General features: G+C 65.3%; 14 protein-coding genes. 3 read left to right on the top strand and 11 right to left on the bottom strand.

Going from position 1 to position 15,426, the window contains the following annotated elements; genetic code table 11:
• Nucleotides 1-88: 88 nt before the first annotated feature.
• The 6 genes from ACFRAH_RS04760 to ACFRAH_RS04735 all read right to left on the bottom strand — a co-directional run bounded on the left by ACFRAH_RS04760 (nucleotide 89) and on the right by ACFRAH_RS04735 (nucleotide 6,319).
• Complete coding sequence (locus ACFRAH_RS04760; RefSeq protein WP_377989769.1) at nucleotides 89-628, bottom strand: hypothetical protein; 540 nt, start codon at nucleotides 626-628, stop codon at nucleotides 89-91.
• Between the two features lie 273 nt (nucleotides 629-901).
• Nucleotides 902-2,191 carry an adenylosuccinate synthase gene (locus ACFRAH_RS04755; RefSeq protein WP_377989768.1) on the bottom strand — a complete coding sequence of 430 codons (1,290 nt, stop codon included), beginning with the start codon at nucleotides 2,189-2,191 and terminating at the stop codon, nucleotides 902-904.
• A 199-nt stretch (nucleotides 2,192-2,390) separates the two neighbouring features.
• Entirely contained in the window at nucleotides 2,391-4,130 is a 1,740-nt protein-coding gene (locus ACFRAH_RS04750) for a choice-of-anchor G family protein (protein WP_377989767.1), read from the bottom strand.
• Entirely contained in the window at nucleotides 4,127-4,864 is a 738-nt protein-coding gene (locus ACFRAH_RS04745; protein WP_377989766.1) for a hypothetical protein, read from the bottom strand. The genes ACFRAH_RS04750 and ACFRAH_RS04745 overlap by 4 nt, the downstream gene beginning before the upstream one ends.
• Nucleotides 4,865-5,032: 168 nt before the next feature.
• On the bottom strand, nucleotides 5,033-5,620 hold the full coding sequence (locus tag ACFRAH_RS04740) for a signal peptidase I (protein WP_377989765.1): 588 nt from the start codon (nucleotides 5,618-5,620) through the stop codon (nucleotides 5,033-5,035).
• 9 nt (nucleotides 5,621-5,629) lie between these two features.
• Nucleotides 5,630-6,319 carry a SipW-dependent-type signal peptide-containing protein gene (locus ACFRAH_RS04735; RefSeq protein WP_377989764.1) on the bottom strand — a complete coding sequence of 230 codons (690 nt, stop codon included), beginning with the start codon at nucleotides 6,317-6,319 and terminating at the stop codon, nucleotides 5,630-5,632.
• A 446-nt stretch (nucleotides 6,320-6,765) separates the two neighbouring features.
• Here ACFRAH_RS04735 and ACFRAH_RS04730 point away from each other — a divergent pair, with 446 nt between their 5' ends.
• The gene (locus ACFRAH_RS04730) at nucleotides 6,766-7,401 is read left to right on the top strand and encodes a uracil-DNA glycosylase (protein WP_377989763.1); all 636 of its coding nucleotides are present in this window, start codon (nucleotides 6,766-6,768) and stop codon (nucleotides 7,399-7,401) included.
• An 81-nt stretch (nucleotides 7,402-7,482) separates the two neighbouring features.
• Here ACFRAH_RS04730 and ACFRAH_RS04725 read toward each other — a convergent pair whose 3' ends face one another.
• From ACFRAH_RS04725 to ACFRAH_RS04710, 4 genes are all read right to left on the bottom strand, one after another.
• On the bottom strand, nucleotides 7,483-7,914 hold the full coding sequence (locus ACFRAH_RS04725; protein ID WP_377989762.1) for a DUF3151 domain-containing protein: 432 nt from the start codon (nucleotides 7,912-7,914) through the stop codon (nucleotides 7,483-7,485).
• A 2-nt stretch (nucleotides 7,915-7,916) separates the two neighbouring features.
• The gene (gene fbaA, locus ACFRAH_RS04720) at nucleotides 7,917-8,936 is read right to left on the bottom strand and encodes a class II fructose-bisphosphate aldolase (protein ID WP_377989761.1); all 1,020 of its coding nucleotides are present in this window, start codon (nucleotides 8,934-8,936) and stop codon (nucleotides 7,917-7,919) included.
• 87 nt (nucleotides 8,937-9,023) lie between these two features.
• The gene (locus ACFRAH_RS04715; protein ID WP_377989760.1) at nucleotides 9,024-10,301 is read right to left on the bottom strand and encodes a M20 family metallopeptidase; all 1,278 of its coding nucleotides are present in this window, start codon (nucleotides 10,299-10,301) and stop codon (nucleotides 9,024-9,026) included.
• On the bottom strand, nucleotides 10,298-11,716 hold the full coding sequence (locus tag ACFRAH_RS04710; protein ID WP_377989759.1) for an MFS transporter: 1,419 nt from the start codon (nucleotides 11,714-11,716) through the stop codon (nucleotides 10,298-10,300). Before ACFRAH_RS04710 ends, ACFRAH_RS04715 begins: the two co-directional genes overlap by 4 nt.
• A 113-nt stretch (nucleotides 11,717-11,829) precedes the next feature.
• Between ACFRAH_RS04710 and ACFRAH_RS04705 the strand changes: the two genes are divergently transcribed.
• Together ACFRAH_RS04705 and ACFRAH_RS04700 are read left to right on the top strand one after the other, a co-directional pair.
• On the top strand, nucleotides 11,830-12,849 hold the full coding sequence (locus ACFRAH_RS04705; RefSeq protein WP_377989758.1) for an Lrp/AsnC family transcriptional regulator: 1,020 nt from the start codon (nucleotides 11,830-11,832) through the stop codon (nucleotides 12,847-12,849).
• A gap of 106 nt (nucleotides 12,850-12,955) precedes the next feature.
• Complete coding sequence (locus ACFRAH_RS04700; RefSeq protein WP_377989757.1) at nucleotides 12,956-13,795, top strand: IclR family transcriptional regulator; 840 nt, start codon at nucleotides 12,956-12,958, stop codon at nucleotides 13,793-13,795.
• Nucleotides 13,796-13,900: 105 nt separating this feature from the next.
• On the opposite strand, the gene ACFRAH_RS04695 is transcribed toward ACFRAH_RS04700, so the two are convergent.
• Nucleotides 13,901-15,382 (bottom strand): purine-cytosine permease family protein, encoded by a 1,482-nt coding sequence (locus tag ACFRAH_RS04695; RefSeq protein ID WP_377989756.1) that lies wholly within the window; start codon nucleotides 15,380-15,382, stop codon nucleotides 13,901-13,903.
• Between the last annotated feature and the right edge of the window lie 44 nt (nucleotides 15,383-15,426).

Genomic DNA, 15,426 nt, shown 5'->3' with positions numbered 1-15,426 from the left:
TTTACTGCAGGTGTGCGGCGGTAGTAAGCCTAGCCGCCGCACACCTCACGCCCCTATTCGGGGAACGCCCTGTTTCGCGTGCTGTGTACTAGTTGCCTGCGGGCAGGTCGGCAGCAGAGTCAGCCTTGACGTCAGCGTCTGCGGCGACGGACGGGGCGGCCGGCTTGGCCACGTGGTCCGCAACGTTCGGCACAGCCGGGGTGGCGGGAACGGCCGGGGTGGCCGGAACACCGGCGCCGCCGGGAACAGCGGGGGTGGCGGGGATTGCTGCGGTCACGTTGGCACCGGCGGCCTTGTCACCGGCGGAGACGTTGGCGTCGGCGTCGGCGTTGTCCTTGTCGGCTTCCACGGCGGCATCGGCGGCGTCTGCAGCTTCGCCGGCGGCCTTGGCCTTGGCGGACGGGACGACAGGAACCTTCGGGGTGGCCGGCGTCGCCGGGACGGCGGGCACTGCCGGAACCGTCGGGGTGGCGGGAACGGCCGGGGTGGCGGGCGTAGCGGGGGTCACCTCTGCGTGCTGCGAGCTGGAAACCTGGGCGGCGTTGGCCAATCCGATGCCGGAGAAACCTCCAACGGCGACGATGGCGGCTGCAACAGCAATCTTGGTGGTCTTGCTAACACTCTTCATCAGAAAAAAGTCCTTTGGTTGATTGAAGGCCGGGCAGGAGGCCGATGGGGGACAGCCTCCGGCCCGGCGCTTACATAGAGGTAATCGCCGCTGCGGCCCGGAAGGTTACGCGGTCCCGGAAACTTTTTTTCTGGCGACTTGTTTTCGCCCGTAAACCCGGGAATTTTCCTCCCGGAACGCACGACGGCGGCGGGCCACCGTAAGGTGACCCGCCGCCGTCGGGAACTGCTTGCTTGAGTTGTTGTTGCCGGACGCCTCCGGCGTCAGTCGGTTTTAGTCAAGGATCAAATCGTTGACCACGATCGTCTGGTCGCGGTCCGGTCCCACGCCGATCGCGGAGAAGCGGGTGCCGGACAGCTTCTCGAGGGCCAGCACGTAGTTGCGGGCGTTCTCGGGCAGGTCAGCCAGCGCGCGGGCGCCGGTGATGTCCTCGGTCCAGCCGTCGAAGTACTCGAAGATCGGCTTCGCGTGGTGGAATTCGGTCTGGGTCATGGGCATTTCGTCGTGCCGGACGCCGTCCACATCGTAGGCCACGCACACCGGAATCTGTTCGATGCCGGTGAGGACGTCAAGCTTGGTGACGAAGTAGTCGGTGAAGCCGTTCACGCGGGAGGCGTGGCGGGCCAGGACGGCGTCGTACCAGCCGCAGCGGCGCGGGCGCCCGGTGTTGACGCCGAATTCGCCGCCGGTCTTCTGCAGGTACATGCCCATCTCGTCGAAGAGCTCGGTGGGGAACGGGCCTGCACCGACGCGCGTGGTGTAGGCCTTGATGATGCCGATGGACCGCGTGATGCGGGTGGGGCCGATGCCCGACCCCACGGACGCGCCGCCGGCCGTGGGGTTGGAGGACGTGACGAACGGGTAGGTGCCGTGGTCGACGTCGAGGAACGTGGCCTGGCCTCCCTCCATGAGCACCACCTTGCCCTCATCCAGGGCGGCGTTCAGCACGAGGGTGCTGTCGATGACCAGCGGGCGCAGGCGCTCGGCGAAGGAGAGGAAGTAGTTGACCACTTCTTCCACCTCGATGCTGCGGCGGTTGTAGATCTTGACCAGGAGTTCGTTCTTCTGGCGCAGCGAGCCTTCGACCTTCTGGCGCAGGATGGACTCGTCGAAGACGTCCTGGACGCGGATGCCCAAGCGGGCGACCTTGTCCATGTAGGTGGGCCCGATGCCGCGGCCGGTGGTGCCGATGGCGCGGCTGCCGAGGAAGCGTTCAGTGACCTTGTCCAGCACCTGGTGGTACGGGGCGACCAGGTGGGCGTTGGCGGAGACACGCAGCTTCGAGGTGTCAGCGCCGCGGGCCTCGAGGCCGTCGATCTCCTGGAACAGTGCCTCGAGGTTGACGACGCAGCCGTTGCCGATGATGGGGACGGCGTTGGGGCTGAGGATGCCGGCCGGAAGGAGCTTGAGCTCATACTTCTCACCGCCTACGACGACGGTGTGCCCGGCGTTGTTGCCGCCGTTCGGCTTCACGACGTAGTCGACGCGGCCGCCAAGCAGGTCGGTGGCCTTACCTTTTCCTTCGTCGCCCCACTGGGCTCCGACGATCACGATTGCTGGCATGGGATCCTCCCCCATTCGTTCGGGCCTAGCCCGGCTGGATCACCGAGGTGCTTCAACCGGAGGTCGGCGCCGTTCATGAGAATGCCCCGAACATACGAGCCTTCGCCGGCCGCGGGGCGGCACAGCGACGCAAGAGTTCCGGGGCTCTTACCACCCAAGTTTAGCGGATTGAACCGGTTTCTCCCCTGTCGCGGCGCGCTCACGGGACACGCAGCGCCACAGGGCCGGCGGAGGAGTTGCCAAGGGACAGGCTGAGAAGCCCTGCGTTGTCGATCAGCCCCACTCTTACCGCCGATACCTTGTACTGTCCTGCAGCGGCAGTGACATCAGCAGGCCTGGTGCCGGGCCAGGGCTGGTCGGGCTGGACGTTGACGTGAATGGCGACGAGGGTGCCGACGCCGGCCAGGACGGATCCGACGGCGTTGACGGCCGGGGTGATGAGTGCCTGCAGGTTGGTGCCCAGGGCAGGAATCAGGCCGGCATTGAAGACAGTGGCGTTCAAGGCATCCTTCATCACCGAGTTGGCGCCGCTGGTGAGGGCTGTTGTGATGGGCCCCAACAGCGCACCGACCACGCCCCCAACGTCGAGGCCAAGTACCTTGGCCGTTACAACCGGAGGCGCGGCTGTTCCGTCGAGGAACTGGCCCAGCGTTGACGGCCCGGTTTTGACCGCCACGGTCGCCGCGTTGACACCAGCCAGCGTAAGCGTGACGTTCGTGGTGGCGTCTACCGTGACACCGCGCAGGGCGGTGGTGAGCGCGGCCAGGACCCGGTTCTTCCAGGCGTCCAGGAGAGCCGTGACCCTGCCGTTGACCTTGGCAGTCATGGCCGCATCCAGCACGACGGCGTGGTTCGGTCCCTTGCCATTGAGCCCGGTGGTGCCTCCGGTCAAGCTGGCGAGGTCCACCATCACGGTTCCGGTGCCGAGGTCCATCGTGACAGTGCCGTCGGGATCCGTTAAGGTCCCTGTCATCAGGGCCCGTACGGGTGACAGGTCCGGGGCAGATACCGTGACTGTCGTGACTGGCGTGGACATCCCCAGCGTGCCCAAAAGCGGCTTCACGATATCGGAAATGCCGTTGGAAATGGCCGTGGCCAGTCCGCCAGTCCCGGTCAAGGCGTTCAGTTGGTCCGGCACCGCGCCCACAAGGGCGCCACCTTGGGTGGACAATGACCCAATGGCAGGCACCTCGGCGTTCAGGTCCAGGCTGGCGATGCCATAGTCGCGCTCGACGGCGGGGGTGGGATCCGGCGTCGGCCAACCGTTGATCATCGCGCAACTGTCCACCACGGCAGACGAGGCGACCGCGCCGACGTCGAGCGTTACGCCGGCCAACGACGTCGGGACAATTGCCCCGAGCGAGATGCTCGCCGCTTTGGGTGCAGTGGCCGCGCCGCTGGCCGTCCCGGCCACGTCCATGGCGCCCGACTGATCCGACACCAGGCCGGAGGCGCCCTTTGCCTGCCCGCTGTTCTTCGACTGCGCCCATTGCGTGTAACTGCCAATCCCGCCAACCGGGGCCCCGAGCCCCAATCCGGCTTCAACAATGGTGCCGCCCAGGGCGGTGACGGGCAGCTTGCTGATGAAGGCGTCGGTGGTGCCGGGCACCGGGGTGGCGGTGACTGGCACCGGCGATGCTTTGATGCCGTTGTTCGTCACAGTCAGGCCCTCGACGCCGGTGATTGAGTCCAGGCTCGTATTCAGGACGGTGCCAGTCAGCTGCCGGGCCCGGGACTGGCTGGTGAAGAGGGTGTTGGTGGCGCAGTCGCCGGGTGACGCGACGCCGACGGCGCTGCTTACCCATTCGTCGTCGGTCCAGGCGGCGCTGGTGATGGTGCTCGCCGCCGCAACGGAGATAGCTGCGACGGCAGCTACCAGCAGGGAACGGCGCGGCCTATCGACGACGCCGCGCGTTGCCCCTTTCAGAATGGCCCTCATCGGGTGGTCCTGGCGGATGGGCGCGATCCGCGGAAGGCGGCAACAACGGCTGCGCCAAGCAGCACCAGGGCGCCGCCGGCCAAGAGCGCCGGCAGGATGGCTGCACCGGTGTCACCCAGGCTGGTGTCATCCGGGCCCATGTCCGCGCGGTGGGCGTCCCCCGGCGGGCTGGCGTCCCCCGAGGGGCCGGGCGCCGACGACTGGCCTGGTCCTGACGGTTGGCTTGGCTCCGGTGATTGGTCCGGGTCCGGCGACTGGCCAGGATCCGGAAACCCGACCCCGCCGGTGTCCTCCCCCATGGCGCTGACACCAATCCCCAGCGTCAGTGAAGTGCCACCGGATTCTGCAGAGCCGGCGGGCCGGGCAAGGGTAAACCGCAGAAAGGATGTCGTCCCGGCGCGAAGGTTCCTGAGCGGAACCTGGACATCCTGCCGAAGCGCCGCCAGTGCGGTGGATGGAATCCTGGAGATGGCGCCGGACGGGCAGCTCAGGCTTCCGTTGCGTCCGCTGGAACCCTGCCACTGCACGGCGCACTCCTCCACCGCGACCACGTACCTGTCGGTTCCGGCGATTTCCCCTGCTGCGGTTACCTGCAGCAGGGATGCTGCCGCCGGTTCCGTCATTGTCAGGCCGATCTGCCAGCTGAAGGACTCGTCCGGCTCAAGGACGGGCAGCGTCAGCGGATAGACAGAGGACGAGAGTGACAGCAATCCCGGAGCCCCGGTTTCAGGCACTTGAATCAAGTCTTCGGCGGCAACGGCAGTATTTTGGGCTGTGGCCACAGCCAACAGGACAGCCGCGCATGTGCCGCTGGCACGCATCATGAACATCTTCCACGATGGCATTCCGTACACCTCCTCTTTGAGCGGTCGCACAGGTCTCCAAGAGACCGCAGAGCTTCGTCAGTGGCCAGGGCTGCGAGGCTGCCGCTTCGGCCAGTACGCCCAGAGCACCAGCGCGGCCAGGGCTAGCGTGGCACCACCGATGAACGCAGGGCCTCTCGCGGTCATTACCCACGAGCCGACCACCGGCACTGTCACCAGCGCTTTCTGGGCGGCAGCCACCTCGTAGGGCAGGGGGTCCTGCGAGCTGTTCGCATCGCCCTTGAGAATCAGCGACGGATTACCTCCGTCCGATTCCGGCGGTGTCACCGAGACCACGCGGTGGGTGATCAGCACGCTTGAGCCCTCCCGCCTGACGGACACGACGTCGCCCGGCGCGAGATCTTCTGCCTTTACTTGGACAGTCAGGGACAAAGCTCCTACCGGAAATTCGGGCTCCATGGAACCCGTCCGGAAAACGACAAAGGACGCTTTGAAGACGAAGCCGAGGATCAAGGCCAGAATGCACATCAGCCCCAAAAAAGCGACGCATGTCAGGGCAACTTCGCGAACGGCTCTAAGGAAGCGGAAAACCGGCCGCACCCCCGTCCCGCGCGGCACCGCGGCCGCACGGGACGGGGGTGTGTCGCCGATCATTACGTCCGGCACAGCCAGTGGCTACGAGCCGACGCTGCTCGTGAACTTCCAGAGCGGAACGGTCTTGAGCCCCTGGAGCGAACTTACAGCGCTGGACGGCAGCGTAAGTGCAAAGCAGATGTCGGCGGCGGCACCGTCGTTCACGGTGTCACCTGCCGGGAGGGTGATTCCGGTCCCGGAGATGGTGGCCAACGGGGATCCCACGGGAACGATGTTGGTGCCAGCGCCGCCAAAGCCTGCGGCATTGCATGACGCCTTGTCCACACCCTGCTTCGCCTCGTACCGAAGGGCACTGTAGAGAACTGACGAGTTGGTAACCGGATCTGTGGGAGTGGACTGCACAGCCTCCGTCAGGCTGGCGACGAGCGCTTCAGAGCCGGCTGCGGCCCTCAGCTGCATCGGAGCGTAAACGGTGCTGCCCGGCACCAGGTCATCGGCGTCGACGCTGAACGTCAGCGCACCACCGGGGGGCGTGTCCTGATCACTCCAGGAAGCCGTCCCTCCTGCACCCGTCCAGGTGTTTTGCTGCATGTGGTAGGTCTTGGTGCCCGGGCCACCGCCGTTGTCGCTTTGGCCGAAGACCCACTCGTTGTCCGTCCAGGCGGCGAGCGTGAAGGCTGCACCGACTCCCAGGACGAGTCCGGCGGCCAGAATAGCCCGGACCTTTGTAGATTTTGTGGAGCGCGGCTCCGTGCTGGTTGATGCAACCAAAGTTTCCCCCAGATTTAGATGTGGACCGAATGATTAAAATCGGATACGCGTATTGGGGGAGCATCGGCGTTTCCCCCAAAAAACCGATGAGTAAAACTCACCATTTGCGCAGGTCAAAGTCAAGTCAATGGATTTACTGGGTTTCCGAAGGTTGCTGGACCGGCAGTTGCAGGGCGAGATGGACCGGTGCCAGCTTGCCCGGCAAAAATGCATCCAGATAGAAGTGATTTAGCCCTCATTTGCTGCGTTGCGGGCCCTTCGCCGCGCGGCTCGGGCACGGGGGCGCGCGGGGGCGGGGCCCGGCGGTTCGCATGCCTTGCTAAACTGGGGAGGACCGGTCAGGTACCGGTCCACCTCATTTTCACACCACGCCGCATCGGCATGCCTGCGGCGTGCCGGCCCTGCGGCGCGGCGGCGCGACCCACCTGCAGGAGACACAGCACCATATGACCGCCCTGGCTACCGAATCCTTCCATGAACAGCTTCTGATGCGCCGTTACGAGCCCAACGTTGCCGCTGTCAATGAGCTTTGCGACACGCTGCAGAGCTCCAAGCCGGGCACCCAGGTGCCGTACGTCGATCCCGCGCACGACGTCGAGGAATGCCGGATCATCAGCCTCTACTCCAACATCGGCACGGCATCGCCCACCGGCTTCATCATGCCGGGCGATGACGACGCCGCCACCCGGATGCTGGGCATCCAGTGGAAGCTGGGCCTGCGGCCGGAGTACATCATGCCGTGGAACGTCCACCCGTGGCACATGCCGGGTGAGCCGAACGGCAAGTTCACGCCCGACCAGATCCAGGCCGGCCTCAAGCCGCTGCTGAAGGTCCTGGCCCTGGTGCCCCGCGCCTCCGTCATCGTGGCCCACGGCACGGAGGCCAACCGCCTCGCCGGCCTGCTGCTGAAGACCGAAGTTCCGCTGCTGTGGCGCCGTGGACTGAAGACCTACAAGGTCCGGTCGCTGAGCGGCCGCTCCTTCGCCGGAACCCCGGAACGGCAGAAGCAGTACCTCGACGAGATGCACGTCGCCTACGCCGACGCCATGGCCCGCACCGGTCTCCGCAAAGCCGGCAGCTAAACGTCCTGCGGGCTGGGCCCACCACGACGGCGGGCGGTCACCTCTTCCAGGAGAAGGTGACCGCCCGCCGTCGTATTTAACTCAGTTGTGCTGCTTGGCTTCGATGGCTGCTTTGGCCGCGGGGTCCGAGTCGCTGAGGAACTTCTCGATGCGCTCCGGCTCCTCCGCCTCGTTGATGGCGGCCGAGGCGCGGCCCAGTGAGTACAGGGCCCGCAGGAAGCCGCGGTTTGGTTCGTGCTCCCACGGGATCGGCCCCACGCCGCGCCAGCCGTTGCGGCGGAGCGAGTCCAGGCCGCGGTGGTAGCCCACCCGCGCGTAGGCGTAGGAATCGACGGTGCGGCCTTCCGCCCACGCTTCCTCTGCCAGCACGGCCCACAAAAGCGACGACGTGGGATGCTTCGCCACGAGATCCACCGCTTCAGCGCCGAGCGCGAGGTGCTGGTACACCTCGGTCTCGGCAGGCAGAAGCGTGGGCTCGGGGCCCATCAGGTTCTTGCGGAACTCGTCGGACATGACTAGAAGGTCTTGCCCGCGGAACCCAGCTGCTGGGTTGCCTCAACGACGCGGGCGGCGAGGCCGGCCTCGGCGGAGGCGCCCCAGACGCGGGGGTCGTAGGTCTTCTTGTTGCCCACCTCGCCGTCGACCTTCAGCACACCGTCGTAGTTGCGGAACATATGGTCCACCACCGGACGCGTGTACGCGTACTGGGTGTCCGTGTCGATGTTCATCTTGATGGTGCCGTAGGACACCGCGTCCGCGATCTCCTGGTCCGAGGAACCCGACCCGCCGTGGAACACCAGGTCGAACGGGTTCTCCTTGCCGATCTTGGCACCGACCTGGGCCTGGATGTCCTTCAGGATCTCCGGACGCAGCTTCACCCCGCCCGGCTTGTACACACCATGCACGTTGCCGAACGTCAGCGCCGTGATATACCGGCCGTTCTCCCCGGCGCCCAGGGCATCGACGGTGGCCAAGGCGTCTTCGACCGTGGTGTACAGCTTTTCGTTGATCTCGTGCTCGACGCCGTCCTCCTCACCGCCGACCGTGCCGATCTCCACCTCGAGGATGATCTTGGCTGCAGCGGTGCGGGCCAGCAGTTCGCGGGCGATGCGCAGGTTCTCCTGCAGCGTCTCGGCCGAACCGTCCCACATGTGCGAGTTGAACAGCGGATTGCGGCCGGCCTTCACCTCGGCCTCGGAGGCGGCCAGCAGCGGCAGCACGAACCCGTCCAGCTTGTCCTTCGGGCAGTGGTCCGTGTGCAGGGCGATGTTCACGTTGTAGTTCTTGGCCACCTCGCGGGCAAACGCCGCGAAACCCAGCGAACCGGCAACCATGTCCTTCGTGGACGCACCCGACCAGTACGCCGCACCGCCGGTGGACACCTGCACGATCCCGTCAGACTCGGCCTCAGCGAAACCGCGCAGGGCCGCGTTCAGGGTCTGGGAAGAAGTGACGTTGACCGCCGGGAACGCGAAGCCGCCCTTCTTGGCACGGTCGATCATGTCGGCATAGATCTCTGGGGTTGCAATGGGCATGCTGACTCCTAAATCGAATTTCGTCTGCGGGTTGGGTGGACCCTGGAGTGAACCTCGTCGGCTAGGAACCATCCTAGCCATTTCTGTTCAGGGGCCGTGTTTCGGGTCACCCGGCCCGGTAACACTTTGTACTGCAGTTCCCCTGCTACGCCCCGTCCGGACCCGCGTTCGGCAGAGCAGCCGCCTCGTCTGCTCCGGGTCCATGGCTGCTGCGCATGCCGCTGCGGCCAGTCCGAACGATCCGTCCAGCACCGCCTTGTCGGCGCCCGCAGAAGCACCGAACGCGGCGAACTCGGCGGTGTGGTGCGCGGCGCCCCGCACGTCGTAGCCGACCATGGGATGAATGCTCGGCACGAGCTGCGAGACATTTCCCATGTCCGTGGAGGCCACCGGCTCGGCGCTGAACACTATGTCCCTGCCCTTGGCCGTCATCGCTGCCCGGTAGGCCTCTGACAAGAACGCATCCTGACGCAGTTCTGCATAGTCATTGCCCGTGGGTTTGACCTGAAGGGTGCAGCCGCTGGCATGGGCACCAGCTTCGAGGCACCGCCTCATCTTGTCCTGGGTCAACCGGAGGTTTTCGATGCTCACGGCCCGCATTTCAATGGTGGCCCGGGCCCGCTCTGGAATAACGTTGACGGCACTCCCGCCCTCCGTCACGATCAACGACACGATCGATCCCGCCGGCAGTTGCTGCCGTGCCAAAGCAATCGCCGTCTGCGCGACTACGAGCGCGTCGAGGGCGTTAACGCCTTCCGAAGGCGCCGCCGCGGCATGAGCGGGACGACCCTCAAACAGCACGTCCCACATGCACATGGCCAGGGACGAACCACCCACCACGTCCGTTGCCGCAGCGTGCGCCATCATGGCCAGCGATACATCGTCAAAAAAGCCCTCGCCGATCAGGTCCACTTTGCCGCCGGTGGTCTCTTCCGCGGGCGTTCCGAGCACCTTGACGGTAAGGCCCAGTTCGTCGGCCACGGCCGCCAGCGCCAGCGCCGCCCCTACAGCGCTGGCCGCATTCACGTTGTGCCCGCACGCGTGACCGATGGCGGGCAACGCGTCGTACTCAACGCAGAGTGCCACCACAAGCTCGCCGGATCCGAAATGCGCGCTGAATGCCGTCGGCTGCCCAGGCTGCGGCCCATTGAAGCTGAACCCGGCCATGCGGAGTACCCGGCTCACCCGCTTGGCGGCACGGAACTCCTGGCCGCCAAGTTCCGGATCCGCATGGATGGCGTGGCTCAGATCCAGGATCTCCGGCCTCCAGCGCTCCACGGCAACCTCGAGGGCGCCTTCTATGGCGGCCAGGGATAGAGGTACGACGGCGGCCCCTCCCCTGCTGCTGTTAGGTCCAGAGTTCATGCCGCCACCTCGGCAGCCCGAGGCTTGGGGTAGCCCGCACTCGCTGCGGCGGCGATCAAAGCCGCCACTGCCAGGGCACCCCAGATGGCCAACAGTCCGGTCTCTGTGATGTGCCCGGACCCGGCCGAGGCTGAGGAGATGAGCTTGACCACCGCGGCCCCCACCGCGATGCCGACGGACAAGGCCAGCTCATTGAGCCCGGCCGCCGTCGAGGTCTCCTCCACGGGAACGCCCTCGACGGACAGCGCGCGGGTTCCCGCCTGGTACATCCCCAGGCTCAGGTTGAACATGGCGAAGCCAACGCAGTAGCCCGGGAGCGATCCGTGGGCAACCACCATCACCAGGAAGCCGCCCGCCAACAACGCACCCGCGAAGACGAGGGTGGCGCGTTCGCCGAACTTCCTGAGCGCCTTGGCCGTGAGCAGAGAGGAAGCCAGCGAGAGAACAGAGGCCAGCGAAAGGACAATCGCGATCATCAGCGGGCTAAGGCCGAATCCGTAACCGGTCTGGTCCGGGTTGGAATGCAGGAAAATACCGTTGGTACCGAAGTAGCTGATGGACGCGAAGCCGAAGAAGAATGTGGCGACCGAAACAGACCGGGTCCGCCGATTTGCCAGCATCCGCAGGTCCATGAACCTGCGGCCCCCGGTTGCGCTGAAGTCACGCCTGGCCCAGTACGCCAGCAGGGCCAGGGCCGCCACGCCGGCCGCCAGGGTCCGGGCGTCGAGCCAGCCCCATTCCGGCGCCATCGAGAGCGCCACAACAAAAGCAATCAGCCCGAGTGAACAGGCCAGGAGCGGTGCCATGGCGATGCCCTCTCGAGTCGGGATCCCGGCGTCGGGCAGTACGAAGGAGCAGCCGAAGGCGACCACGGCGAAGGGTACCGCCACCCAGAGGCCAAGCGTCGGGTCGGTGGCGCCGATGATGCCGGCCAGAAGCCCGCCCGCTCCCACCATGATCATGAGCATGCCGATCATGACGCTCACGCCCGTTCGCGTGTGGCCGGGGCTGCTGACCCGCAGGATTCCCATCATGAGCGGGATGAAGCCCACCACGCAGGTCAGCATGACGACGCCCACTGTCACCGTCCACAGCGACGGCCACAGTGCCATCTGGAGCACGCCGGCCGTAACAACACCGGTGGACCAGCGCAGCACCAGCCGGTACCCGTAGCTGTCGCCGAGTCTTGAAATGATTGGCGTGAGAACAGCGAAGCTGACGTTGGAGATAAGGAAGATACCGTTGATGGTGGGGTCGTCAATCTCGAAGACCGGTCCCAACGCGGGCAGGATCGGATTGAGGTACCCCTGGGTGACCCCGCTGAGCGACTCGATGAGTGCCATTGCCAGGATCATTCCGGCAATGGTGGTGCGCGTTGTGGCTGCCATCGCAGGAGCTGCTGTTTTGCTTGCCATATGATTCCTCGTGGTCCGGAACGGATTGCTTGGTGGTGATGCGAGTCACAACGTTAGGGCTGTCGTTTACACTGGCTTCGAAATTGTTCGAAATCCACCTGAGGCGGCAAATATTGAACGAATCAGCCACGCTCACGGAGCTGGATCTGGAAATCGTGAATGCCCTGCAGATCAATCCCCGCGCCGAATGGAGCCGGATTGCGGACGCTTTGGGCCTGTCCGGCCCCACTGTGGCACGGCGCTGGAACGCTCTTGCCGAGCAGGGGCAGGCATGGATTACGCCCGCTCCCGGGCAGCGTTACCTCAGCGCAGGATGGTCAGCGTTCATACACTTGTCATCCCTGCCCAGCGAGGGTGAGACGCTCATCGAGCGGCTGTGCGCCGAGCCAGCGTTCGGAACCGTCTCGCTGGTCACCGGCTCGCACGACCTCTTTGTGGACTGCTTTGCGTCCAGCCACGGTGAGCTGATGGACATCGTCACCGGATCCTTCCCGAAGCTGCCCGGCGTCACACACCGGGAGGTCGTTTTCGTCACCAAGCTGTACCGGCAGGCCTCGGAATGGCGCAGCGGTACGCTGGAACCCGCCCGTGCCCGGCTCGTGTCAGCGGAACCGCTGCCTGAGCAGGCCGCGTACTCACCGGACCGGCTGGATTCGGCGTTGTTGGAAGAGCTCGCCAAGGACGGGCGGGCGAGCTGGGCGGAGCTGGGTGCCGCCTGCGGCGTCTCCCCCCAAACAGCACGACGACGCGTGGAGCGGTTCCTGGCCGCCGGTTACATAGCGCTCCGCTGCGATACGTCGACGGCGGCCCAACAGGGACTGCGGGAAGTCACGTTGATCCTGAACGTCCCTGCCCGCTACGTTGACGACGTCGGCCGCTACTTTGCGGCGCTCAGCAACTGCCGCCTCAGCGCGCAGGTTCTCGGCGCGCAGAACCTGCTGGTGACTCTATGGGTCCGGGACTACGTGCAAGTCCAGGGCTTCGAGCGCGAACTGGCCGATCGGGCTCCGGGAAGTGTGGTCATCTCCCGGCAGGCCGTTGTCCGGACTTTCAAACGCCTGGGCCACGTCCTGGACGAATCGGGATGCAGCCGCCGCGTGGTGCCGCTGCCACTGTGGACGGAAAGTCTTTAGCCGAATTTCACGCATGACTGGACGAGCCATTCGGTGATCCGGCCACTGTCGTCGCCCGCGTTTCTCTGTCCGATATACCGGACAGTGAAAGGCGTATTCTTGGAGAATGACCAGTACATCGCCGCGCCCCAAGGCCCCCGCCGCCGTGCAGGTTCTTGCGGTTCTTAGATACGTCGCGGAACAGGCAGGCCCGGTGGCCGCCTCGATCATCGCCCGGGACGTGGGATTGCCGCGTTCAACTGCGTATCAGTTGATCGCGGCCCTGGTTGATGACGGGTTTCTGGTTCATCTTCCGGAGGAACAAAAATACGCACTGGGTGTCACGGCACATGAACTGGGGACCGGTTATTCACGGCAGGCCCCGCTTCAGCGCATCGCCCGTCACCCGCTGGCGCGGCTCGTGGGCCGGACCCGTCGTACCGCCCACCTTGCCGTGATGCATGGCCGGGACGTCGTCTACGTCATCGAAGAGCGCGCTCCCCGCCAGCGCCCCCTGGTGACAGACACCGGCGTCCGGCTTCCAGCACATCTGACGGCCAGCGGCAGGGCGATGATGGCTCAGATGGATCCCACCCAGGTCGCCGCATTGTTCCCCGGCGCGGAGGCCTTCACAGTCCGCAACGACAACGGACCCCAGTCGTTACCGGCCCTGCGGGATTTGCTGTCGCGGGCGCGGTCGCTGGGCTACGCGTGGGAACAGGATGAGATCACTGTCGGCTTCTCTTCCGTTGCGGTGGCCGTCCTGGACCGGGAGCGCTATCCCGTGGCAAGTGTGGCATTGACTGTCTCCAACCGTGCGTTCCCCCATGGGGGTGCACGCCGCGCCAAGGACGCCGAGACTCCGGAGGAACGGGCATTGCGGATTGAGGACGTCGCCCGCGAGTGGATTCCCGAGGTGAGCCGTTGTGCCCGCGAGATATCCCGAAGGCTGGGTACCCGCGGTTGACCGCGGTTAACACATGAGCGTCCCGGCCATGTATCTGGCCGGGACGCTCTTCAGGTGTCAGGACTCTTTGTCGGATGCCGGCGCCTCCGCGCCTGCAAGGCCTGGCTACACGGCCGGGCGGGCGGGCGCGGGGGGCGGCGTTTGGAGCACTGCTTCAGGGGCAGCGTCGGCCGGATAGATCATGTGCGACGGTGCGTTGGAATTCCTCTTGGCCAGCGGGTAGAACACCAGGGCTGTGACGACCAGTCCCACGAGCCAGGAGATGTCTGCTCCGCCGAGCAGCTCCGTCATGGGTCCGGTGTAGAGGGTTTGGGCAAGGAACGGAATCTGTACGAGGATGCCCACCGCGTAGGTGATCAGGGCGGTCTTGTTCCATCGCCCGTACCGGCCGTTCAGGTCATACAGGGCGGGGATGTCCACCTTTTCCTTGGAAATCAGGTAGTAGTCGACCAGGTTGATGGAGCTCCAGGGGATGAAAACCATGAGCAGCAGCAGCACGAAGTTCTTGAAGTTGGCGATGAAGCCGGGCGACGCCAGGACCGCGATAAGCACGGACAGCCCGATGAAGCCGACGACGTAGGCGAACCGGGTCCAGGTGGCTACACCTGTCTTACGGGTGAAGGCCGTGACGGAGGTCAGCATGGTCATGTAGCCGCCGTAGGCGTTCAGCGTGTTGACGGTCAGCTTTCCGGTCACGATGACCAGGTAGATGACCACAGCGATGAGGCCTCCTCCGCTCATGTGTCCGAGGAAGGCGACCTGGCCGTCCAGGAACCTCTCCCCCTTGGGCAAAGCGAGGGCGGCGAAGAGGGCACCCAGGGTCATGGACCACTGTGAACCGAGCACCGTGCCAAAGTAGGACGCTTGGAACGTCTTGCGGGCGGGGGTATTGGATGGAAGGTACCGGGAGTAGTCGGCGACGTACGGGCCGTAGGTCAGCTGCCATCCGGCGCCGAGGGAGATGGCGAGCAGGAACGTGGGAAATTCAAAGTTCCCGGAGCCCAGGAGGGCTCCGACGTCCTGGCTGATCAGAAGCCGGATACCGAGGTAGGTGAAGCCGAGAATGCCCACGATAGTGGCGATGCGTCCCATCAGGTGAATGTATTTGTAGCCAAGCGTCGCCACCAGGATGGTCAGCGCCCCGAAGAGGACCATGCCCACAGCGGGTGTGCCGGTATGCAGGATCTGGTCCACGGCCTGGCCCGCCAGGACGGTGCCTGTGGCCGCGAACCCGAGATACATGATGACTACCAGCACCAGCGGGATAACCGCACCAAGAATGCCGAACTGGGCCCGGCTGGAAATCATCTGCGGAAGGCCGAGTTTGGGGCCCTGGGCCGCGTGCAACGCCATGACGGCACCGCCAAGAAGGTTGCCGATCAGAACGCCGATGATTGCCCACAGGGCGTCAGCGCCGAACAGCACTGCTAGGGCGCCGTCGACGATGGCGGTGATCTGCATGTTCGCGCCGAACCACAGCGTGAACTGCTGTGCCGGGGAACCGTGACGTTCGTTGTGGGGGACGAAGTCAATGGAGCGCCGCTCAATGCGCGGCCCTCCTGATCCCGTTTTTACTGTGGACTGCATGCTGTTCCTCACTTCGATGACAGGATTTGAGGTCCCCCAACCTT

Source organism: Arthrobacter sp. NPDC056727, from assembly GCF_042790555.1.
Classification (GTDB): Bacteria; Actinomycetota; Actinomycetes; order Actinomycetales; family Micrococcaceae; genus Arthrobacter.
Note: the sequence above shows the minus strand (reverse complement) of the source record. Positions and strands in the feature narration are given on the sequence as shown.

Coding starts and splice junctions, on each gene's coding strand:
- ACFRAH_RS04760 (WP_377989769.1), bottom strand. CDS start 628: ATGAAGAGTGTTAGCAAGACCACCAAGATTGCTGTTGCAGCCGCCATC.
- ACFRAH_RS04755 (WP_377989768.1), bottom strand. CDS start 2,191: ATGCCAGCAATCGTGATCGTCGGAGCCCAGTGGGGCGACGAAGGAAAA.
- ACFRAH_RS04750 (WP_377989767.1), bottom strand. CDS start 4,130: ATGAGGGCCATTCTGAAAGGGGCAACGCGCGGCGTCGTCGATAGGCCG.
- ACFRAH_RS04730 (WP_377989763.1), top strand. CDS start 6,766: ATGACCGCCCTGGCTACCGAATCCTTCCATGAACAGCTTCTGATGCGC.
- ACFRAH_RS04725 (WP_377989762.1), bottom strand. CDS start 7,914: ATGTCCGACGAGTTCCGCAAGAACCTGATGGGCCCCGAGCCCACGCTT.
- fbaA (WP_377989761.1), bottom strand. CDS start 8,936: ATGCCCATTGCAACCCCAGAGATCTATGCCGACATGATCGACCGTGCC.
- ACFRAH_RS04715 (WP_377989760.1), bottom strand. CDS start 10,301: ATGAACTCTGGACCTAACAGCAGCAGGGGAGGGGCCGCCGTCGTACCT.
- ACFRAH_RS04710 (WP_377989759.1), bottom strand. CDS start 11,716: ATGGCAAGCAAAACAGCAGCTCCTGCGATGGCAGCCACAACGCGCACC.
- ACFRAH_RS04700 (WP_377989757.1), top strand. CDS start 12,956: ATGACCAGTACATCGCCGCGCCCCAAGGCCCCCGCCGCCGTGCAGGTT.
- ACFRAH_RS04695 (WP_377989756.1), bottom strand. CDS start 15,382: ATGCAGTCCACAGTAAAAACGGGATCAGGAGGGCCGCGCATTGAGCGG.